The sequence below is a fragment of the Streptomyces sp. WMMB303 genome (assembly GCF_029351045.1).
Lineage (GTDB): Bacteria > Actinomycetota > Actinomycetes > Streptomycetales > Streptomycetaceae > Streptomyces.
In genome coordinates, this window is sequence record NZ_JARKIN010000001.1 from 5,316,547 (window position 1) to 5,337,884 (window position 21,338).

Annotated in this window: 18 protein-coding genes; 9 read left to right on the top strand and 9 right to left on the bottom strand. The window is 72.9% G+C overall.

Annotated features, from left to right (window positions below):
* Positions 1–152: 152 nt before the first annotated feature.
* Both P2424_RS23300 and P2424_RS23305 read right to left on the bottom strand, forming a co-directional pair.
* A complete protein-coding gene (locus P2424_RS23300) occupies positions 153–953 on the bottom strand; it encodes a hypothetical protein (RefSeq protein WP_276477681.1) in 801 nt (266 codons plus the stop codon).
* Entirely contained in the window at positions 910–3,198 is a 2,289-nt protein-coding gene (locus tag P2424_RS23305) for an MMPL family transporter (protein ID WP_276477682.1), read from the bottom strand. The genes P2424_RS23300 and P2424_RS23305 overlap by 44 nt, the downstream gene beginning before the upstream one ends.
* A 576-nt stretch (positions 3,199–3,774) precedes the next feature.
* Here P2424_RS23305 and P2424_RS23310 point away from each other — a divergent pair.
* From P2424_RS23310 to P2424_RS23320, 3 genes are read left to right on the top strand one after another with little or no spacing between them, the layout of a single operon-like run.
* Positions 3,775–5,523 carry a TerD family protein gene (locus P2424_RS23310; RefSeq protein ID WP_276477683.1) on the top strand — a complete coding sequence of 583 codons (1,749 nt, stop codon included), beginning with the start codon at positions 3,775–3,777 and terminating at the stop codon, positions 5,521–5,523.
* A 12-nt stretch (positions 5,524–5,535) separates the two neighbouring features.
* Positions 5,536–6,222, top strand: coding sequence for an AIM24 family protein (locus P2424_RS23315; RefSeq protein WP_276477684.1), 687 nt, complete (start codon positions 5,536–5,538; stop codon positions 6,220–6,222).
* Positions 6,223–6,240: 18 nt separating this feature from the next.
* Complete coding sequence (locus P2424_RS23320; protein ID WP_276477685.1) at positions 6,241–6,993, top strand: AIM24 family protein; 753 nt, start codon at positions 6,241–6,243, stop codon at positions 6,991–6,993.
* A gap of 154 nt (positions 6,994–7,147) precedes the next feature.
* Here P2424_RS23320 and P2424_RS23325 read toward each other — a convergent pair whose 3' ends face one another.
* Positions 7,148–7,588 carry a DoxX family protein gene (locus P2424_RS23325; protein WP_276477686.1) on the bottom strand — a complete coding sequence of 147 codons (441 nt, stop codon included), beginning with the start codon at positions 7,586–7,588 and terminating at the stop codon, positions 7,148–7,150.
* A gap of 220 nt (positions 7,589–7,808) precedes the next feature.
* Here P2424_RS23325 and P2424_RS23330 point away from each other — a divergent pair, with 220 nt between their 5' ends.
* Positions 7,809–8,780 carry an MBL fold metallo-hydrolase gene (locus P2424_RS23330; protein ID WP_276477687.1) on the top strand — a complete coding sequence of 324 codons (972 nt, stop codon included), beginning with the start codon at positions 7,809–7,811 and terminating at the stop codon, positions 8,778–8,780.
* Positions 8,781–8,883: 103 nt separating this feature from the next.
* Here P2424_RS23330 and gatB read toward each other — a convergent pair whose 3' ends face one another.
* The 4 genes from gatB to gatC are packed head-to-tail and all read right to left on the bottom strand — an operon-like array spanning position 8,884 to position 12,455.
* Positions 8,884–10,392 (bottom strand): Asp-tRNA(Asn)/Glu-tRNA(Gln) amidotransferase subunit GatB, encoded by a 1,509-nt coding sequence (gene gatB / locus P2424_RS23335; protein WP_276477688.1) that lies wholly within the window; start codon positions 10,390–10,392, stop codon positions 8,884–8,886.
* 25 nt (positions 10,393–10,417) lie between these two features.
* Positions 10,418–10,660: a hypothetical protein gene (locus P2424_RS23340; protein WP_276477689.1), complete on the bottom strand. Its 243-nt coding sequence runs from the start codon at positions 10,658–10,660 to the stop codon at positions 10,418–10,420.
* Positions 10,657–12,153: an Asp-tRNA(Asn)/Glu-tRNA(Gln) amidotransferase subunit GatA gene (gatA, locus tag P2424_RS23345; protein ID WP_276477690.1), complete on the bottom strand. Its 1,497-nt coding sequence runs from the start codon at positions 12,151–12,153 to the stop codon at positions 10,657–10,659. Before gatA ends, P2424_RS23340 begins: the two co-directional genes overlap by 4 nt.
* Before the next feature lie 5 nt (positions 12,154–12,158).
* Complete coding sequence (gatC, locus tag P2424_RS23350; RefSeq protein WP_019355978.1) at positions 12,159–12,455, bottom strand: Asp-tRNA(Asn)/Glu-tRNA(Gln) amidotransferase subunit GatC; 297 nt, start codon at positions 12,453–12,455, stop codon at positions 12,159–12,161.
* 238 nt (positions 12,456–12,693) lie between these two features.
* Here gatC and P2424_RS23355 point away from each other — a divergent pair, with 238 nt between their 5' ends.
* Genes P2424_RS23355 through P2424_RS23375 form a run of 5 tightly spaced genes read left to right on the top strand, consistent with a single transcriptional unit; the run spans position 12,694 to position 16,568 of the window.
* On the top strand, positions 12,694–12,879 hold the full coding sequence (locus tag P2424_RS23355) for a hypothetical protein (protein ID WP_026004529.1): 186 nt from the start codon (positions 12,694–12,696) through the stop codon (positions 12,877–12,879).
* 17 nt (positions 12,880–12,896) lie between these two features.
* Complete coding sequence (locus P2424_RS23360) at positions 12,897–13,601, top strand: hypothetical protein (protein ID WP_276477691.1); 705 nt, start codon at positions 12,897–12,899, stop codon at positions 13,599–13,601.
* Positions 13,598–14,551 (top strand): hypothetical protein, encoded by a 954-nt coding sequence (locus P2424_RS23365; RefSeq protein ID WP_276477692.1) that lies wholly within the window; start codon positions 13,598–13,600, stop codon positions 14,549–14,551. The genes P2424_RS23360 and P2424_RS23365 overlap by 4 nt, the downstream gene beginning before the upstream one ends.
* A complete protein-coding gene (locus tag P2424_RS23370; RefSeq protein ID WP_276477693.1) occupies positions 14,548–15,483 on the top strand; it encodes a hypothetical protein in 936 nt (311 codons plus the stop codon). The genes P2424_RS23365 and P2424_RS23370 overlap by 4 nt, the downstream gene beginning before the upstream one ends.
* On the top strand, positions 15,480–16,568 hold the full coding sequence (locus P2424_RS23375) for a serine hydrolase domain-containing protein (RefSeq protein WP_276477694.1): 1,089 nt from the start codon (positions 15,480–15,482) through the stop codon (positions 16,566–16,568). Before P2424_RS23370 ends, P2424_RS23375 begins: the two co-directional genes overlap by 4 nt.
* A 19-nt stretch (positions 16,569–16,587) precedes the next feature.
* Here the strand turns inward: P2424_RS23375 and P2424_RS23380 are convergent, their stop codons facing one another.
* Both P2424_RS23380 and ligA read right to left on the bottom strand, forming a co-directional pair.
* Positions 16,588–18,825, bottom strand: a complete 2,238-nt coding sequence (locus P2424_RS23380) for a bifunctional diguanylate cyclase/phosphodiesterase (protein ID WP_276477695.1) — start codon at positions 18,823–18,825, stop codon at positions 16,588–16,590.
* A gap of 294 nt (positions 18,826–19,119) precedes the next feature.
* Positions 19,120–21,327, bottom strand: coding sequence for an NAD-dependent DNA ligase LigA (ligA, locus tag P2424_RS23385; RefSeq protein ID WP_276477696.1), 2,208 nt, complete (start codon positions 21,325–21,327; stop codon positions 19,120–19,122).
* Positions 21,328–21,338 lie beyond the last annotated feature (11 nt).

Sequence of the window (21,338 nt, forward strand, 5' to 3'; positions counted from 1 at the left end):
CCGCACGCCCGAGGGCCTGAGATGGAGGTACCGCGCCCCGCGGGCGGCAGTGCGCACGGGGCGGGGCCGGAGCCCGGCCCCGGCCGGGAGCTCGGGGACACCGGGGGGGATGCCGCGTGCTCACCGGCCGGGGGGGCGCGGGGCCCGGGTGCTCACTGACCGGGCGCAGCGGGGACCTCGGGCTGCGCGGCGAACAGGTCGAAGTACATGCCTCCGGCCACGAGGAGCCCGACCAGGCCGAGCAGTACCCCGCCCAGGGCCACGGCCTTGACCCAACCGCGCGCCCGGCTCCGGCCGGTGAGCGCTGCCAGCAGCAGCGCGCCGACCACGACGGCCAGGGCGGCGAAGATCCCGTTGACCACGGCCGCCGCGTGCCAGGGCGCCCCGTAGAGGGAGTTGACCTGGTCGGCCGCGGAACCGCCGGATCCCTGGGCGCTGCTCTCGATCTGGCCGATGAGGCTCTTGCGCTCGCGCAGCATGTCGCTGAAGGAGGTCCCGGTCAGCGAGGCGAGGCCGAGCCCGGCGCTGAGGACGGCCACCGCGCCGCCTGCCCAGTCCTGGCGCCGGCCGGACGCGGAGTCCGCGGCCTGCGGGCCGTCGCCTTCGTCGCCTTCGTCGCCTTCGTCGCGGCCGAGCTCCCCTCCGTCGCTGTCGCTGTCGCTGTCGCTGTCGCTGTCGCTGTCGCTGTCGCTGTCGCTGTCGCTGTCGCTGTCGCTGTCGCTGTCGGGAGCATCCGCGGTGCCGGCGGCGTCCTTCCCGTCCTCGGCCGCGGTGGACGGGCGTGCCGCGTCCTCCTCCGGCTCCTTGCCGGCGCGCTGCGTCGTGCCGCGCCCGGCCTTCTCCTCGGCCGCCGGACTGCGCCGCTGCGCTGCTGCGGCCGCTTCGTCGGCCGGTTCCTCGTCCGGGGATTCAATGGTCGTGTTCTGCGTGGTCCTGGTGCTTTCGGTAGCCATGGGCGGCCACCGTAGGGGCGGTTTCTGAGAGACCGATGAGAGCGCCGGGACGCTGCCCGACCACCGGTACGGGGGTGGTCACCGGCACCTCCGGCTCACCGCTGTTCTCCGGCTCGATGCTCAGCCGCGGCAGCCGCCGGTCCAGCCACCCGGGCAGCCACCAGTTGGCGCCGCCGAGCATGTGCATCAGCGCCGGTACCAGCAGTGTGCGCAGCACGAAGGCGTCCAGGGCCACCGCCGCGGCCAGCGCGATGCCGAACATGGCGATGAGCCGGTCGCCGCTGAGCACGAATCCGCCGAAGACCGAGATCATGATCACGGCCGCGGAGTTGATCACCTTGCTGGTCTCCGAGAGGCCGACCCGCACCGCGCGCCGGTTGTCGCCGGTCAGCCGCCATTCCTCGTACATCCGGCTGACGAGGAAGACCTGGTAGTCCATGGACAGCCCGAACAGCACGGAGATCATGATGACCGGGAGGAAGGGCTCGATGGGCCCCGCGCTGCCCAGCCCGAGCAGTTCGCTGCCCCAGCCCCACTGGAAGACGGCGACCACCACGCCGAAAGCTCCGGCGACCGCGGCGATGTTCATCACCGCCGCCTTGAGCGGGATACCGATGCTCCGGAAGGCCACCAGCAGCAGCAGCGAGCCGAGGCCGATGACCACGCCGCCGAACAGCGGGAGCTTGCCGACGATGATGTCGGCGAAGTCGTCGTGGCCCGCGGTGGACCCGCCGACCAGGACCTCCATCGTCGACCCCTCCTCGGCCCTCGGCAGGACGTCCGCGCGCAGCCGGTCCACCAGGTCGGAGGTGGACCGGGACTGCGGGGAGCTGTCGGGCACCACCGTGATCACGCCGGTGTCGCCGCTGCCGTTGAACTCGGGCCCGCTGACCTGGGCGACCCCGGGGGTGTGCTGGATGTCGCCGCGCAGATGGTCGAAGGCCAGTTTGTCGCCGGCCCCGTCCAGCTCGCCGACCAGCGTCAGCGGACCGTTGGTGCCCGGCCCGAATCCGTCCGCGAGCATGTCGTAGGCCTTGCGTGTGGTGCTGGCCGCCGGGTCGTTGCCCTGGTCCGAGGTGCCCAGGTGCAGTCCGAGCGCGGGCAGCGCCAGCACGGCCATCAGCAGGGCCGCGATCCCGCCCAGCAGCTTGGGCCGCCGCTCGACGAAGGCGGACCAGCGCATGGCGAAGCCCGTGGGGCGGTCGGGACGCGGGCCGTGCTCGATGAGCCGGCGGCGCTCCCGGCGGCTGAGGGCACGCATGCCGATGAAGCCGAGCAGGGCGGGGAGCAGGGTGACGGACGCGGCCACGCTCAGCAGCACGGTCAGACAGGCGGCTATCGCCACTCCGTTGAGGAAGCCGAGCCGCAGGATGAACATGCCCAGCAGCGCGATACAGACCGTGGCCCCCGCGAAGACCACCGCGCGTCCCGACACCGTCACGGCCCGGCGTGCGGCCTCGACCACCGGCAGCCCGGCACGCAGCCCGCGCCGGTGCCGCGTGACGATGAACAGTGCGTAGTCGATGCCGACACCCAGGCCGATGAGCATGCCCAGCATGGGCGCGAAGTCGGCGACGGTCATCAGCCGGCTGAGCAGCCCGGTACCGGCCGTCGCGGTGCCCACGGCGACGACCGCGGTGATCAGCGGCAGCGCCGTGGCGGCGAGCGAGCCGAAGGCCAGGAAGAGGACGACGGCCGCCGCCGCCAGTCCGATGGCCTCGGCGAGGTGGGCCGTGGGGGCCTCGGCGGCCGCCACGCCCGAGCCGCCCGCCTCGACCTGCAGGTCGTCACCGGATGCGCCCTGGACGGTGTCCAGGACGCGCTGCACGGTCTGCCCGCCCAGTTCGTCGGTGGGCCCCTCGAAGGTGAGAGCGGCGTAGGCGGTGTGTCCGTCGGGGCTGATCGCGCCACCGCCCCCGGCGCCGTAGGGCGACTCCACGGACTCCACGCCGGGCAGGCCCTCGACCTCGTGCAGCGCCTCGGTCATCCGCTCCTGGACCGCCGTGGCGCGCACCGTGCCCTGCTCCGAGTGCCACACGATCGTGTCACTGGCACCGGCCCGGTCGGGGAACGCGCTCGCCATACGCTCCGCCGCCCGGCCGGACTCGGTGCCCTGGGCACCGTAGTCGTCGGAGTAGGCGCTGCCGAGCAGCGAGGAGGCCGTCACGGCACCGGCCAGCGCGGCGAGCCAGAGCAGCAGGACGAGGAGGCGGCGCCTCAGGCACCAGCGGGCAAGAGCGGTCACGGGCGGTCGCCTGCTCCCGGGTGTCGTACGGGCGGGGAACGGGGTGCGTAGACCTTGTCCGCCGCATCGGGCCTCCCGGCCGTCGGCCGGGAGCGGCGGTCCGAGGCGGCAGCACACCTCACCTCAAGGACCGTGCTGTGCAGCGTGCCATCCCGGAGAGATCGATTGCGGCGTTTGTGGCGATACCCACAGCGGGCCCGGTTCGGTGTCTCAGCCCGTAGCCGCGTCCTCACCGCTCGAGCGGGCCCCCGCCGCGGCGCTCCGGAGCCGAGGTGCGGTGCCCGGTCCGGAACGCGGCTCCGGGAGGGCGTCCGGAAGACGCCGGGTCGCCGAGCGGGAGCCGCACGGCCGGGGCGTGCGGCTCCGCTCCGGTATCGCGAGCCCGGCGCGAATCCACGCAAGCCCGGCGTGCGCCGCGCGCCGGGAACGCCGGGGGAACACGGCCGGTACCGCCGTCGCCGGTACCCATTAGCCTGTGGGAGCCGTCCGGCGATCCCCTCGCGGAGGTCGGGCGGTCCGCAGGAGGCCGGAAGGCCCGGCGCACGCACCACACGGGATGGGGGACGGTCGTTACGTATGTCCAGGGAATTCCAACGCGGCCACAAGGCCAGGATCAGTGACCTGACGGCCGGCACGGATCTGTACGTAGGAGTGCAGATCGCCGGAGCCGGACTCTCCTTCGACATCAGCTGCTTCGGGCTGGACGGGCAGGAGCGGCTCTCGGACGACCGCTACTTCGTCTTCTTCAACCAGCCCGCCTCGCCCGAGGAGTCCTTGCAGCTCCTGGGTGCGCAGGCCGGGGACACCGAGTCCTTCCGGGTGACGCTGGAGCGGGTTCCCGCGCAGGTGCAGCGGCTGTCGTTCACGGCCTCCCTCGACGGGGCCGGGCAGATGTCCGGGATCGGCCCGGGCTACATCCGCCTGGTGGCGGGCGGCGAGGAGGTGGCCCGCTACCCCTTCGACGGCTCGGAGTTCAGCACCGAGCGCGCCGTGATGCTGGGCGACATCTACCGGAAGGACGACGTCTGGCGGTTCGCCGCGATCGGCCAGGGGTTCGACGGCGGGCTGGACGCGCTGCTCAAGCACTTCGGCGGCGAGGTGCTTGAGGAGAAGCAGGAGGAGCAGAGCGCTCCCGGTGCCGGGGCGGTGCCGGGCTTCGCGCCGCCGGGCGGAGGCGTTCCGCCGCAGCAGCCCGCGCCGGCGTTCGCCCCTCCGGCGGGCCCGGCTCCCGAACCGGCGCCCGCGGCAGCGCAGGCTCCGCAGCCTCAAGCGGCGCCACAGCAGCCGCAGATGCCGCAGCCGCAGGCACCGCAGATGCCGCAACAACCGCAGACACCACAGCAGCCACAACCCCCTCAGGCGCCTCAGCCACCTCAGCAACCCCAGTCACCCCCGCCGTCCGCTCCGGACCTTCACGGTGCTCCGACCGTGGTGGGTCCGCTCCAGCCGCAGCACGGCGGCCCCCCGCCGCCCCCGCCGCAGGGGCCGCCCGGCGGAGCGCAGTCCGCCCCCGGTGGAATGCCTCAGGCACCTCAGCCCTACCAGCAGCACCAGCCGCCGCCCCCGCAGCAGCCGGGGCCGCCCGGCGGGCAGCCGCTCTCCAACCCGTTCGCGCAGCAGCAGCCCGGCGGCTACGGCACACCTCAGGTCCCGCAGGGCCCGGCCGCGGGCATCGGTGCGGTGCTGCAGAAGTTCCACGAAGTGCCCAACGGCCAGCGCTGGACGCTGCAGAATCCCTCCCTCGTCCGCGCGGACATCGGCGTCGACGGCCGACCGGTGCTCGCCAAACAAGGCAGCATGGTGCTCTACCAGGGGAAGGTCGACTTCTCCTACAAGGGCGCCGGCTTCACCGGGCGCGTGGTCGGCAACGCGACCGGTCAGGAGATGCAGCTCATGCGCTGCACCGGCCGCGGGCAGGTCTTCTTCGCCGAGGACGCGGCGCACGTCCACCCCGTCGAACTGCAGGGCGACGGACTGTGCGTCTCGGCCGAGAACGTGCTCGCCTTCGACGAGTCGCTGCAGCACGAAGTGCGCCGGATCGAGGGCCACGGCATCCCCGGAGGCGCACTGTTCACGATGCAGTTCAGCGGAACCGGCACCGTGGTCGTCAAGACCCGGGGCACCCCCGTCGTCCTTCCCGTCACCCCCACCACCTTCGCCGACGCGCAGGCGGTCGTGGCGTGGTCGGCGGCGGCACAGGTCATCGTCACCAGCCAGGTGCGGCTGCACCGCAACGCCTATCCCGGGCACAGCGGAGAGACCGTGAACCTCCAGTTCCGCGGGGCACCCGGCAACTTCATCGTCGTCCAGCCGTACGAGGTCTAGGGGGAGCCCGTCATGAACCAGTCAGCACCGCTCGCGGGCTTCGCGCCCGCTCCCGTGGCAGCACGCATGGAGAACCACGGCTCGCACATGGTCAAGGTGGCCATGCAGTCGGGCCAGGACCTGTTCGCGCGGCCGGGCTCGATGGTCGCCTACGAGGGCTTCGTGCAGTACGAGGCCAATCCGCCCGCCGTCCGCCAGATGGCCTCCCAGTGGCTGACCGGCGAGCAGAACCCGCTGATGCTCTGCCGGGGCGACGGCCTGCTCTATCTGGCCGACTACGGCGCCGACGTGGTCTGCGTCAACCTCGCAGAGGAGGCGCTGTCGATCAACGGCACCAATCTGCTCGCCTTCGACGCGCACCTCCAGTGGGGCGTCGAGCGGGTCAAGGGCCTCGCCAAGTTCGCCGGTCAGGGGCTGTTCAACGTCTCCGTCCGCGGCACCGGCTGGGCGGCCCTGACCTCGCGCGGCACCCCCGTGGTCGTGGACTGCGGACGCGGCGAGGACGAGACCTACGTGGACCCGGACGCACTGGTGGCCTGGTCCAGCGGACTGAAGATGAAGAGCAAGCGCAGCATGAAGGCCGGAGCGCTCATCGGCCGGGGCAGCGGCGAGGCGTACCAGATCGCCTTCTCCGGACAGGGCTTCGTGGTGGTCCAGCCGAGCGAGGACAGCACCGACCGCATCCGGGTCCGGGGCTGAGGGGGAAGGAGAACAGCCGTGCAGAGTTCGCTCTTCGGATACGCCGAGGTCGCCACCGAGGACCGCTACGCGGTCCAGAACCCGCAGTTGCTGCGGGTGCAACTGGGGGGCCACGACGACGTGCTGGCCCGCAAGGGCGCCATGGTCGCCTACCAGGGGCTGCTGGAGTTCGACGCCGAGTACCAGGCACGCGGCGGGCGCCGGGGCTCGTTCCACGAGCAGGTGCCGCTGATGCGCTGCTCCGGCCAGGGGACGGTCTTCCTGGCCAACCTGGCGCAGTACGTTCATGTGGTGGACGTCGACCGGGACGGGCTGACCGTGGACGCGACCTACGTCCTGGCCATGGACTCCACGCTGCACCACGAGGTGATCTCGGTGGACAGCCAGTTCGGTATCTCCGGCACCGGGGCCTACAACCTCAACATCACCGGGCAGGGCAAGGTGGCGCTGATGACCTCCGGTCAGCCGCTGCTGCTGAACGTCACCCCGGACACCTACGTCAACGCCGACTCCGACGCGGTCGTCGCCTGGTCCAGCGGGCTGCGCGTGCAGATGCAGGCCCAGACCTCCTCACAGGGCGTCTGGCGCCGGCGCGGCAGCACCGGTGAGGGCTGGGAGCTCTCCTTCATGGGCCAGGGTTACGCCCTCGTCCAGCCCAGTGAGCTGCTCCCGCCGCAGCACGCACAGCTCGGCGGCGGGCTGCGCGCCCAGTACGGCATGGGTGCACAGGGGGCCCGCGGCCAGAACCAGGGCAACATCTTCACCAACTGAGCCGGTGAGCGTGCGGGCTGCCCCTCGGGCACGGACCGGGCGCCCACCGGGCACAGCCGGAAACAGCCGGGAACCGGCCCCGCCCCGTCCCGGAGGACGCGCGCGCAGGCCGTTCCCGAGCCCGGCCGCCAAGGCCGGCCGCACAGCGGCGCCCTCACGGGCGGCCGAGGTGGAGGCGGCGCAGCAGCCATGCCGTCGCGCCACGCCGGGCTCTGGCGACGAAGCCGCACAGGGCGGCCACGACGACGGTGGTGATCACGGCCTCGGGCGCGTCGAGCACGGTCAGGTTGAAGACGGTGGCGCCGGTCATCAGGCCGATGAAGGCCAGCGCCGCCGCTCCGGACAGGATCGGGATCAGCAGCGCGACGGCGCCCAGCACCTCCAGCGCGCCGACGGTGTAAAGGAACCAGTCGCCCCAGCCGATCCGGTCGAAGATGTCGACGGCCGCCTCGGCACGAAACAGCTTGGGCGCGCCGCTGGCCGCTCCGAGGAAGAGGGCGAGCAGCACGGTGAGGATCTTCGCGGCGAGCTCCTCGCGGCGGCCGGCCGCATCCTGGCGGTCGGCGGCGGACGGGGCGCTGACGGTCTGGGACATCGGGTCTCCTCGGGAAGGTGCGAACGGGCAACTCTCGAAAGGGCAGACCGTGCCGACCGCCGGAACTCATCGCCGGCGGTGGAACTCGTCGCAGCCGCCCGGCTGCTGCCCCCACCCGTCACCCCGCACCGCTGTCCCGGCCCGCCGCTCACCTCCCGCGCCCTCCGGGGCCCGGCCCCGGCAACGGTCCGCAGCGGTGGTCCACGGCAGAATCGGGCCCATGTCACTCTCCCCTTCGGCCCTGCTGCCCCTCGCTGACGATCTGTACCTCTGGAAGCCACCGCGGCGCGGCTGGGGGCTCGCCAATTGCGGACTGCTGGCGACCTCGCAGGAGGCCCTGTGGATCGACACCCCGTACGACCGGCCCCTGGCCGAGGCGTTCCTGGCGGAGTCGCAGCGAATACTCGGCGGGCGGGGAATAGCCCGGATCGTCGTCACCCACGCCAACGGCGACCACCTGTGGGGCGCCGACGTGGTGCCGGGTGCCGAGGTGATCGCCACCCGGGAGGCCCGGCACCACCTCGAACTGGAGCCGCGCCCGGAGGAGTTGCGCCGGATGATCGAATCGTCGGGCGAGGGGTCCCCGGTCGGCAGCTATCTGGCGGAGCACTTCGGGCACTTCGACTGGTCCGGTACCCGGGTCGTGGCGCCCACCACCGTCTTCGAGGGCGAGCTGGAACTGACGGTCGGCGGCCACCCCGTCCTGCTGACCAGCCTGCCACCCGCGCACACCACCGGGGACCTGCTGGTGCACCTGCCGGACCACGGCACCGTCTTCACCGGCGACGTCGTCTTCGGTTCGACGCCGGAGGAGCCCGGCGACCACCCGGTGCACTGGGCGGGGCCGCTGGAGAACGTCATCGGGGCCTGCGAGCGGGTACTGGAGACCGGAGCCGAGATCATCGTCCCCGGCCACGGGCCGGTGCTCGACGCCGCCGGGCTGCGCTCCCACATCGGCCATCTGGACCGGCTGCGGGAGCGCGCGCACGCGCTGCACGCCCGCGGGGTGCCGGCGCTCGAGGCGGCCCGCACCATCGCCGGGGAGGGGCTCGGGCCGGAGCTCGGCCTGGTGGAGCGGCTGGTGGTGACCGTCGGAACCGAGTACCGGCACCTGGACGGCACCGAGCCGGGCCCGCTCGCCGAGGTGCTGCCCGAGATGATCGCCTTCGCCGCCGAGCAGCCCGGCCGCTGAGGGTGTCGACCTGACGCGGCGGCAGCGCGGGGAACCGAAACGGCGAGGGGTGGGGCACCGGCTGCGATGCCCCACCCCTCGCCGTACGGCCGGTCGGCCCGGCTCAGCCCTCGACGCCCAGCTTCTCCAGGATCATCTCGCGGGCACGGCCCGCGTCGGCCTGGCCCCGGGTGGCCTTCATGACGGCGCCGACCAGGGCACCGGCGGCCTGGATCTTGCCGCCGCGCACCTTCTCGGCGATGTCCGGGTTCCCGGCGATGGCCTCGTCGACGGCGGTACCCAGCGCGCCCTCGTCCGAGACGACCTTGAGGCCGCGCTTCTCGACCACCTCGTCCGGGCCGCCTTCACCGGCCAGCACGCCCTCGATGGTCTGCCGGGCGAGCTTGTCGTTCAGCGAGCCCTCGGCGACCAGCGCGCAGAGCCGGGCGACCTGCTCGGGGGTGATGGGCAGCGCGGTCAGCTCGGCGCCGTCCTCGTTGGCGCGGCGGGCCAGCTCTCCCATCCACCACTTGCGGGCCTGGTCGGCGGGGGCGCCGGCGTCCACGGTGGCGACGATCGGGTCGACGGCTCCGGCGTTGAGCACCGACTGCATCTCGTGCTCGGAGATGCCCCACTCCTCGCGCAGCCGCATCCGCCGCACCCGGGGCAGCTCCGGCAGGGTGCCGCGCAGCTCCTCGACCCACTCGCGGGCCGGGGCGACGGGCACCAGGTCGGGCTCGGGGAAGTAGCGGTAGTCCTCCGCCTCCTCCTTGACCCGGCCGGAGGTGGTGGACCCGTCCTCCTCGTGGAAGTGCCGGGTCTCCTGGATGATGGTGCCGCCGGAGGAGAGCACGGCGGCGTGCCGCTGGATCTCGAACCGGGCGGCACGCTCGACGCTGCGCAGCGAGTTGACGTTCTTCGTCTCGCTGCGGGTGCCGAACTTCTCGGTGCCCTTGGGCCGGAGCGAGAGGTTGACGTCGCAGCGCATCTGGCCCATCTCCATCCGGGCCTCGGAGACGCCGAGCGCCTTGATGAGCTCGCGCAGCTCGGCGACGTACGCCTTGGCCACCTCCGGCGCGCGCTCGCCCGCGCCCTGGATGGGCTTGGTGACGATCTCGATCAGCGGGATGCCGGCGCGGTTGTAGTCCAGCAGCGAGTGCGAGGCGCCGTGGATGCGTCCGGTGGCACCGCCCACGTGGGTGGACTTGCCGGTGTCCTCCTCCATGTGGGCGCGCTCGATCTCCACACGGAAGACCTCGCCGTCCTCCAGCTGGACGTCCAGATAGCCGTCGAAGGCGATCGGCTCGTCGTACTGGGAGGTCTGGAAGTTCTTCGGCATGTCCGGATAGAAGTAGTTCTTCCGGGCGAAGCGGCACCAGTCGGCGATCCGGCAGTTCAGCGCGAGGCCGATCCGGACGGCGGACTCCACGCCCGCCTTGTTGACGACGGGCAGCGCGCCGGGCAGTCCCAGGCAGGTCGGGCAGACCTGGCTGTTCGCCTCGGCTCCCAGCTCGGTCGAGCAGCCGCAGAACATCTTGGTCCTGGTGCCGAGCTCGACGTGGACCTCGAGGCCCATGACGGGGTCGTAGGAGGCCAGCGCCTCGTCGTACGACACCAGTTCGGTGACGGTCACGGAAAACGTACCTTTCTCTCCCGCGTCAGTCGTCGAGGATGTCGTCGACGTCGAGCCGGCGCAGCTCGCGCACCAGCAGCACGACGCCGGTGACGATGCCGGCCGCGGAGACCGCCACATCGACGAGCTGCAGCATGTCCCCCTCCTTCTTCGCCTCCTTGGCGCGCTTGACGGTGCCGGGGACACCGATCAGCGACGTGGCGATGGAGAAGTACAGCCCGGTCCTGGACTTCTTGAAACCTTTGGCCTTCTGCAGCTTCGAACTCACAGCGACGGTGCCTCCTCTAGCAGCGGGTGCCCCCAACGTGCCTGGAAGGCGGCCTCCAGGGCCGCACCGACACGGTAGAGCCTGTCATCGGCCATGGCGGGGGCGATGATCTGCAGCCCCACCGGGAGCCCGTCCTCCGGCGCGAGACCGCACGGGATGGACATGGCTGAGTTGCCCGCCAGGTTGGACGGGAGTGTGCAGACGTCGGCGAGGTACATCGCCATCGGGTCGTCGACGCGTTCGCCGATCGGCCAGGCGGTGGTGGGGGATGTCGGCGAGACCACCACGTCCACCTGCTCGAACGCCTTCTCGAAATCACGGGTGATCAGGGTGCGGACCTTCTGCGCCGAGCCGTAGTAGGCGTCGTAGTAGCCGGAGCTGAGCGCATAGGTGCCGAGCATGACGCGGCGCTTGACCTCGTCGCCGAAGCCCTCCTCCCGGGTCAGCGCCGTGACCTCCTCCGCCGAGTGGCTGCCGTCGTCACCGCTGCGCAGGCCGTAGCGCATGGCGTCGAACCGGGCCAGGTTGGAGGAGCACTCGGACGGGGCGATCAGGTAGTAGGCCGCCAGGGCCTTGGTGAACGAGGGGCAGGACAGCTCCACGACCTCCGCGCCCAGCTCGCGCAGCAGTTCGACGGACTCGTCGAAGCGCTGCATCACCCCGTCCTGGTAGCCCTCGCCGCGGAACTCCTTGACGACGCCGACGCGCATCCCGCTCGCCGAGCCGTTGCGGGCCGCCGCCACGATGTCCGGGACCGGCTGCGCGATGGAGGTGGAGTCCCGCTCGTCGTGGCCCGCGATGACGCTGTGCAGCAGCGCCGCGTCCAGCACCGTACGGGCGCAGGGGCCGCCCTGGTCCAGCGACGAGGAGAAGGCGATCATCCCGTACCGGGAGACCCCGCCGTAGGTGGGCTTGACGCCGACCGTGCCGGTCACGGCGGCGGGCTGGCGGATCGAGCCGCCGGTGTCCGTGCCGATGGCCAGCGGCGCCATGTGCGCGGCGAGCGAGGCGGCCGAGCCGCCGCCGGAGCCGCCCGGGATCCGGGTGAGGTCCCAGGGGTTGGCGGTCGGGCCGTAGGCGCTGCTCTCGGTGGAGGACCCCATGGCGAACTCGTCCATGTTGGTCTTGCCGAGGATGACGACGTCGGCGTCCTTCAGCCGCTTGGTGACCGTCGCGTCGTAGGGCGGGATCCAGCCCTCCAGGATCTTCGACCCCGCGGTGGTCGGCACCCCCTCGGTGGTGAACAGGTCCTTCAGCGCCAGCGGGACGCCGGCCAGCGGGCCCAGCTTCTCGCCGCGCTCCCGCTTGGCGTCCACCTCGCGGGCCTGGGCGAGCGCGCCCTCGCAGTCCACGTGCAGGAAGGCGTTGACCTTCTCGTCCACCGCGCCGATCCGGGCCAGATGGGCCTCGGTCGCCTCGACGGCGGTGACCTCGCCGCTCGCGATCCGCGCCGCCAGCTCGGCGGCGGTCAGCGTGATCAGTTCCTCCGGCATCCCGGTCACTCCTCCCCCAGGATCTGCGGCACCTTGAAGCGCTGCTGCTCCTGCGCGGGGGCTCCGGAGAGCGCCTGCTGCGGGGTCAGCGACGGACGGACCTCGTCCGGCCGCATGACGTTGGTGAGCGGGAGCGGGTGGGAGGTCGGTGGTACGGCCTCGTCGGCGACATCGGAGACGGCGGCCACCGCGCCGATGATGTCGTCGAGCTGTCCGGCGAAGTGGTCGAGCTCTTCGTCCTTCAGCTCCAGGCGCGCCAGCTTCGCGAGGTGGGCGACCTCCTCGCGCGAGATGCCAGGCATGCAGCGGTCCTCTGGGTGAGTGTCGGATTGTCCGCCCCAATCCTATGGGGCGCCCCCGACTGCCGGGGAACGGCTTTCCCGCTCGGGTCCTCCGGCGGTGGGGGTACGGCCGTTCGTGCGGCGCGGGGCGCGTCACCCCTGGTCAGAGATTCAGAAGTATGTACTGTTTACCCGAATTGCGTACCTATGAGGCACAGGTCACCATAGAAGCCGTCCCCGACGAAAAAGGAGTGATCGTATGCCTATGGATCGCACCGCCCAGCCCGAGACCGCGGCGCTCGCCGCCGAAGTGGAAGGCCTGATGAGCGCCCCCGAGCCGGACGGCGTCTTCCGTGACACGCGGGAGTGCGGTGGTGGACTGCTCCTCGCCGCGCTGCTGCTGATCTCTCCCCCGACCCCCCGTCCCAAGACGGAGACCAAGTAGCCACGTAAGGGGTCACCTTGACGGAACAGGCACAGGGAGCAGCCGCGTTGCACGCGGTCATCGCTGATGCCGCATCCGGGATCGCCCTCGCCCTCCGCGGCGAGGGCGATCCGTATGCGCTCACCAGAACCCTGCCCCAGGAGGACGCGCTCTCGCCCGCGGCGGTCCGGGTGCTGGGGGCCGACGCCCTCGCCCCGTACGCGCTGGACGGCGGCCGCGGAGCCGACGGTGCGGGGAGCGCGGACGCGGCCATGGTGCGGCAGGCGCTGGCCGCCTTCCCGCCCGGCGACGACCCCGCGGCCGTCTCCACCTGGAGCTACCGCGGACTGGTCGAGGCCACCCGCGCGCTGCTGCCCGCCCATGCGGCACAGCTGCCGCCCGCGCCCGATCCGGCGGACGGCTGGCTGGACACCGAACCCTGGCCCCGGCTCTCGCACCGGGTCTCCCAGCTCGCCTCGCTCGCACTGCCAGGTCTCGCCGGCGCCCTCACCGACCGGCTGTCCGGCCGGACCGAGGACCTGGCGCGCGGGTTCGTGCGCGCGGTGCGCCGCCGCGACTGGCAGCAGGCCGCCGGGCTCGGCCGATGGCTGTCCAGACTGCCGCAGACCCCGCCGTCGCTCGGGCTGGACAGCGGACTGCGCTTCGTGCAGCAGATGAGCGGCGATCCACGGGCCGCCGTGCACCTCACCGCCGCGCGGGCCTTCTTCGGACAGGGCCGGTGACCACCGCCCGCGCGGCTCCCGCGGAGCCGCGCGCCCACCCCGGCGCGGAACTCCTCGACGCCCTGGTCGCCGAGGGCCTGGACTGGATCGAGCGGCACCGCGCGCACTTCCGGCTGCCGCCGGACGTGGCGACCACCGCCGATCCCAATCTGACCCTCAAACCGCTCGGTGAACTCGCCGAGCTCGCGGCCCTGATCGCGGAGCTCCATCCACTGCCGGACCTCCGCGACCAGGCGCGGCGGCTGCTCGCGCACGCCTGGCAGGAGGCCCGGCAGGGCGAGCTGTTCGCCGAACTCGTACACGGCGAGCCGCAGGCGACCTACCCGGTGGAGCTGTACGGCAGCTTCGCCCGGGCCGGGCTGCGCGACGCCGCCGTGGACGAGCTGGTGCGGACCACGACCCGGCTGCGCGGCTGGCAACTGGCCCGTGAGGACCACACCCGCACCCTGGCCGTGCTCAACGCCGAGGCCCGGATCGGGGTGCCGCAGCACACGGACTTCGCCGCCACGCTGGCCCACACCTGGCTGGGGCGGCTGCCCGAGCCCTGGTTCCTGGAGTGCCGGACGGCCTACGGCCTCACCCACGACGTCTTCCACCTGACCGACTGGGGCCGCGCCCCCTCCCGGCTCTCCCCCGCCGCGGCCGAGTATCTGCGGCTGTGGCTCCCGGCGTGGCTGGGCGGCTGGCTGGAGGAGCGGCTGTGGGACCTGGCCGGAGAGCTCCTCGCCGTCGGTGCCTGCCTGCCCGGCGCCGCGTTCGACGCGGCGGCCTGGCAGCGGCTGGCCGCGGCACGCACCGCCGACGGCGCCCTGCCCGAGCGGGACGACCCGCCGCCGCCCGGCACCGACCCTGCCGAGTGCTTCACCGCCTGCTACCACTCCACGCTCGTGCTGGCGTTCGCCGGCACCCTGACCCGGACCGCGACCCTGGACAGCGAGGCTCCCGGATGACCACGACCGCCCCCGCACCCGCCCCTCCCGCCCTGCTGCACGGCGTCGGCGACCGCGCGCTGGCCTGGCTCGACGCCAACCGCGACCACTTCCGGCTCACGGAGGCGGACCGGGCGCGCGGCGAAGCGCTGATGGAGCGCCTCAAGCCGATCGGTGAGCTGGCCATCAACATGCGGATGCTCTCCCGGGAGGGGGTGGCGGGCGGCCGCCAGCGGGAGCGTGCCACCTCGCTGCTGGACTTCTCCTGGCGGGATCTGCTGGACGGCGGCAACGTCCTGGCCGCGCTCCAGCACGACGAACCCTTCTCTCCGGTGCCGCTGGAGATCTACGCCGTCTTCCACGAACTGGGCCACCGGCACCCCGGCCTGGAGGCCGCGCTGCGCGCCCCGCGCGCCACCCGTGCCTGGCAGGCCCTGGAAATGGTCCCGAACCGGCGGCTCGGCGTCCTGAACGCGGAACGCCGGATGGGGCTGGAACCGAGCGGCGACTTCGCCGAGACCCTCGCGACCACCGTGCTGGGGCGGCAGCCGGAGCCGTGGGCCGTGCAGCTGCACATCGCCTACGACATCACCCACACCGTCTTCCACCTGACCAACTGGGGCGAACAACCCGAGGGCATCCCCGAGGAGCTGGCCCGCTATCTGGAGCTGTATCTGCCCGCCTGGGCGGCGGACTGGGCCGAGCTGGAGCACTGGGACCTGCTGGGCGAGCTCTTCATCGTCGACGCCTGCCTGCCACGCGCCGCGCTGGACGGGGCGCTGTGGGAGCGGTACGCGGCGGCGCAGTCGCCGACGGGCGCGATGCCGGTGTGCGGTGCGATGCCGGAGGGCGATCCTTCCGACGTCTTCGACCTGGTGCACCACCCCACGCTGGTGTCCGCGTTCGCCTCCGCGATGGCCACCTCCCGCTCCCTGTCGGGCGGCGGCGCGTGAGCCCGGGCGGCTCCCGGACCGCACTCGCCGAGCCGCGGGTGAACACCTGCGGCTCCGAGGCCGCGCTCACCGACCGGCTGGCCCGCGAAGCGGCCCGCGTGGACGCCCCGGACGTGGTATTCGGCGTCACCCGGCACGGCCGGCGCACCGTGGTGACCGGTGGTCGGGCACAGCCGCCGGCCACTCCGCGGGAGGCGCTGCGCTACGAACTGGGCTCGCTCTCCAAGACCTACACCGTGCTGCTGCTGGCGACGCTGGCCGACGAGGCCGTACTGCACCAGGACGATCCGCTCACAGTCCACCTGCCGCCCACGGCCCGGCCCGCGCACCGCTCGGCCCACCGCATCACGCTGCGCCACCTGGCCACGCACACCTCCGGGCTGCCCCGCATCCCGCACGCACTCGTCCCGGCCGCGCTGCTGCGGCCGCACTCCAACGGCTACGCCGGCTTCGGCACCGAGCGGCTGCTGCGCAGCTTCGCCGCCACCCGGCCACGGCATCCGGCGGGCCGCCGGTGGATCTACTCCAACTTCGGGATCGCCCTGCTGGGCCCCGCCCTCTCCCATGCGGGCGGCGAGAGCTTCCCCGCGCTGCTGGGCACCCGGGTGCTGCGGCCCCTCGGGCTGACCGGCACCACGCTGGGGCCGGGGCCCGCCGGCGCGGACGCGGTCGGGCACCGGAGAGACGGCCGCACCCCCGTCCCCGCCGCCGACATGGGCGGGTTCGGTGCGGCGGGCGCCGTCCGGGCCACCCCGCACGATCTGCTCGGTTTCCTGGAGGCCCACCTGAACCCCGCGGACACTCCGCTGAGCGGCCCGCTGCGCGCAGTGCAGCGGGCCCAGTTGCACCGGGGCGGTGAACGCGGTGAGACCCACACCCTGACCTGGTTCCAGCACCCCGCGCCGGGCGGGCCGCTCCTCTTCCACGCCGGTGCGACCTTCGGGCAGCAGGCGTTCTGCGGCTTCCACCCGGCCTCCGGCACCGGCCTGACCGCCGTGGCCACCCGCCGCTACCGCGGCTGCCGACTGGTACCGACCGCCTACGACCTGCTGTACGCGCTGGTGGAGGAGGCCGCGGCGGGGTGACCCGAGGCCGCGGGCTCCGTCACGGAGTGCGCGCGGGCGGCCCGGAGGGAAGGGAGTGCGCGGCCGGGACCTCCCGGGCCCGCAGCCAGGCGGTGGTCTCACCGGGGGGCATGGCGGCGGCCACCAGCCACCCCTGCACCGCGTCGCAGCCCAGGTCCCGCAGTCGCTCCCAGGTCTCGTCGTCCTCCACGCCCTCGGCCACCACCAGCAACCCCAGGGAGTGCGCCAGATCGACGGTGCACCGCACGATCTCCGCGTCCTCGGTGTCCACGGCCAGCCGGGCCACGAACGAGCGGTCGATTTTCAGCTCGCTCACCGGCAGCCGCCGCAGATGCACCAGCGAGGAGTAGCCGGTCCCGAAGTCGTCCAGGGACATCTTCACGCCGTGCCCGGTCAGCCCCGCCAGCGTGTCGGCCGCCTGCTGCGGGTCCTCCAGCAGCACATGCTCGGTGATCTCCAACTGCAACGCGCCGGGCGGCACCCCGTGCCGGGCCAGCCGGGCCGCGACGGCCCCGGCGAAGCCCGGCGAGTGCACGTCGCGCGGCGAGACGTTGACCGCCACCGGCACCGTCAGCCCACCCCTGCGCCAGGTCGCCGCCTGGGCGAGCGCGGTCTCCAGCACGTACTCGGTCAGTCGCGGCATCAGACCCGAGGTCTCGGCGATGGCGATGAACTCGTCCGGAGGAACCCGGCCCCGCTCCGGGTGCACCCATCGCACCAGTGCCTCCAGTCCGGAGACGGTGCCGTCGAACCCGACCTTGGGCTGGTAGTGCAGTTCCACCTCGCCCGCGTCCAGTGCGCGCCGCAGATCGGCCAGCAGGCCGAGCCGGTCGGGGGTGTTGCCGTCCCGGGTGGCCTCGTAGACCTCCACGGCGGTGCGGTCGCGTTTGGCCTCGTACATCGCCACGTCCGCGCGGCGCAGCAACCCCTCCGCCTCGGTGGCGTGTTCGGGGAAGACGGCGACACCGGCGCTGGCCTCCAGCACCAGCGTGAGCCCGTCCAGGTCGAGCGGGGAGCTGAGCGCGGAGACCAGGCCACGGGCGATCCGCTGGGCACTGGTGGTGGAGTCGGCGACGGGCAGCAGGACGGCGAACTCGTCCCCGCCCAGCCGGGCCGCCTCGGCACCGCGCGGCAGAGCGGCGCGCAGCCGCTCGGCGATCTGCAGCAGCAGCCGGTCGCCCGCGAGATGGCCGAGGGTGTCGTTGACGGAGCGGAAGCGGTCGAGGTCGATGAGGACCAGCGCGGCGCGTTCGGCGGTGCGTTCGGCCTCGTCGAGGGCGGCCCAGGCACGCTCCAGCAGCCACAGCCGGTTCGGCAGTCCGGTCAGCGGGTCGCGCAACTGCTCCTCGGCGCGGGCCCGGGCGATCCGCAGGGTGGAGTCGAGTGCGATCAGCGGCACGGCGAACAGCGGCAGGAGCGGCGACTTGTGCACCGCGACGACGACGATGAGCGGCGCGATGCCCAGCAGCGCGACGGCGATCAGGCCCTGCCGCACCACGGCGGTGCGCAGCGCCGAGGGCAGTCCGCGGGTGCGCGGGGCGAAGCAGAACCACTGCAGTCCCCGGGTGGTCAGCAGATACCCGGCGGCCGCCAGCGGGATCACGCCCCCGGCGGCCGGTGACCAGTCGTCGGGCTGCCAAGGGTCCTCGACCGAGGGATGCACCCCGCACAGGGCGAGGGCGAGCCCTGCGGCGGCGATGCCGAGGATGTCGATGGCCCCGTGTACGAACGCCTGCCGCCAGCGGTGCCGCCGCGCCCCGCCGACGAGGACCACGACCGCGAGGCTGACCAGCAGCGCGGGCACCCAGCCGTACAGCAGCAGGACGGCGAGGGTCAGCGCCGGGCCCGAGCCGGTGCCGCTCCACCAGCGGTCCCTGCTCATGGTGACCAGGTGCGCCACCACACAGCCGGTGAGGACCGCGAACGACCAACCGGGCGTGCCGTCCGGGAAGAGCATGCCGCCCCGCCACAGTACCCGGGCGGCGCCCGCGGCCAGTGCGAGCGCCGCGGCGGCCACCGCCAGCGCGGGCAGCAGCGGTGGGCGAAGCGCCACGAGCCGCTGGAGCCACGGCACTTCCTCCCCGCCACCCGCTCCGGCTTCCGGTCCACCGCCCGCACCGCCGCGGGCTGCCGCGTCCCGGTTCTCCGTCACGCCCCCGGACCTGCCCGCCCCGGCGTCTCGCCCCGCCCTGCCTCGGGTGCCGGCCGAGGGCAGGCGGGAGAACGGGGGCCTGGATCCCCCGGAGAAATCCAGCATCCTGGTCCCTCTCGCAGCCGTCCACGCCTGCCCCTCGCCACGGCAAGCGTCTGTGTCAACAGTAGGCCGCTGCCTGGGAAGAGGGGCAGCGATCGGCCGCTCTTGCCCTGAATGCGTCTACGCGGTGCGTGCCCGAGCGGAGCGCGTTCCGCGGCCGCAGGGGCGGACAGCGGACTTCCACCGCGCGTGAGGGGCGGGGCGGAGGTGGCCGGATGTGACCTGTGCGTGAACGGCGGGCCAGGGGTGGTGCGTTGGGGAATGTCCCGGACTCACCCCTGGTGGCCCGCTCCGCCGTCAGACGTCCGCTTCCTCCTCCTCCCCAGTCGCCAGCGCCGCCGCACGGGCCGCTTCCGGCCCCTCGGCCAACAGGACGGCGAGCCCGTCGTCGTCCAGAATCGGCACCTTCGCCTGCACTGCCTTGTCGTATTTCGAGCCAGGGTTCTCGCCCACGATGACGAAGTCCGTCTTCTTCGAGACCGATCCGGTGACCTTGGCGCCCTGTTCCTGGAGTGCGGCCTTGGCCCCGTCCCGGGTGTAGGAGGCCAGGGTGCCGGTGACGACGGTGGTCAGCCCCACCAGCGGACGCGGGCCCTCCTCCCCCGCGTCCTCCGCCTCCATCCGGACTCCGGCGGCTCTCCACCGCTCCACCATCCGGCGGTGCCAGTCCTCGGCGAACCACGCCTTGAGTGAGGCGGCGATGGTGGGGCCCACACCCTCGGTGGCGGCCAACTCCTCCTCCTCGGCCGCGGCGATCCGGTCCAGCGAGCGGAACTCGCGGGCCAGAGCCTCGGCGGCGACGGGGCCGACGTGCCGGATGGAGAGACCGGTGATGATCCGGGCGAGCGGGCGCTCCTTGGCCGCCCGGATGTTCTCCAGCATCGCCAGGGTGTTCTTGCGCGGCTCGCCCTGCTTGTTGGCGAACAGGGTGACCGTCTTGTCCTCGCCGGTCGCCGGGTCCCGTTTGGGCAGCCCGCTGTCCGGGTCGAGGACGTAGGCCACGATGGGCAGCAGATCCTCCACCGTCAGGTCGAAGAGTCCGCCCTCGTCGCGCAGCGGCGGCTGCGCCGGCTCCAGCGGCTGGGTCAGCGCGCTGGCGACCACATAGCCGAAGTGCTCGATGTCCAGCGCCTTGCGGCCCGCCAGATAGAACAGCCGCTCGCGCAACTGGGCCGGGCAGGAGCGGGCGTTGGGGCAGCGCAGGTCGACATCGCCCTCCTTCATGGGCTGGAGCGTCCATCCGCACTCGGGGCACTCGGCGGGCATCACGAACTCCCGCTCGGTACCGTCGCGCAGGTCGGCGACCGGGCCCAGGATCTCGGGGATCACATCGCCCGCCTTGCGGAGCACGACCGTGTCGCCGATGAGTACGCCCTTGGCCTTGACCACGTCCTGGTTGTGCAGCGTGGCGAACTCCACCTCGGAACCGGCCACCGTGATCGGCTCCACCACCGCGTAGGGCGTGACCCGGCCGGTGCGGCCCACACCGACGCGGATGTCGACCAGCTGGGTGTTGACCTCCTCGGGCGCGTACTTCCACGCGATGGCCCAGCGCGGCGCCCGCGAGGTGGCCCCCAGCCGCCCCTGGAGGCGGATCTCGTCCAGCTTGACGACGACGCCGTCGATCTCGTGCTCCACCGAGTGCCGGTGTTCGCCGTAGTGGGTGATGAACCGGCGTACGCCCGCCAGCCCGTCCACCACCTCGGCGTGTGCCGAGGTCGGCAGGCCCCATTCGCGCAGCAGGTGGTAGACGTTCGAGAGGCGGGCGAAGTCCTCCTTGTCGAAGCCCTCCAGGGCGCCGATCCCGTGTACCACCATGTGCAGCGGGCGGGTGGCCGTCACCCGCGGGTCCTTCTGGCGCAGCGAGCCGGCCGCCGCGTTGCGCGGGTTCGCGAAGGGCTTCTCACCCGCCTCGACCAGCCGGGCGTTCAACTCCTCGAAGCGCTCCATGGGGAAGAACACCTCACCGCGCACCTCGACCAGCTCCGGCAGCCCCTCGCCGGTCAGCCGCTCGGGGATGTCGGAGATCGTCCGCACGTTGGGGGTGATGTCCTCACCCGTGCGGCCGTCGCCGCGGGTCGCCGCGCGGACCAGCCGACCGTGCTCGTAGGTGAGGTTCACCGCGAGGCCGTCGACCTTCAACTCGCACAGGAAGTGGTAGTCCACCCCCTCCAGCTCCCGGGCCACGCGGTCGGCCCACTCGCCCAGCTCCTCGTCGTCGAAGGCGTTGTCCAGCGAGAGCATCCGCTCCCGGTGGGCGACCTCCGTGAACTCCGTCTCGTACCGCCCGGAGACCTGCTGGGTCGGGGACTGCGGGGTGCGCAGCGCGGGGTGCTCCTCCTCCAGCGCCTCCAGTCGCCGCAGCAGCCGGTCGAACTCGGCGTCGCTGACGACCGGAGCGTCCTTGACGTAGTACCGGAAGCGGTGCTCCTCGACCTGTTCCGCGAGGCGCTGGTGCTCCTCCCGCTGCTGCGCGGGGACCGTTCCGTCCTCTTCGCCCGCCACCGTGGGTCCTC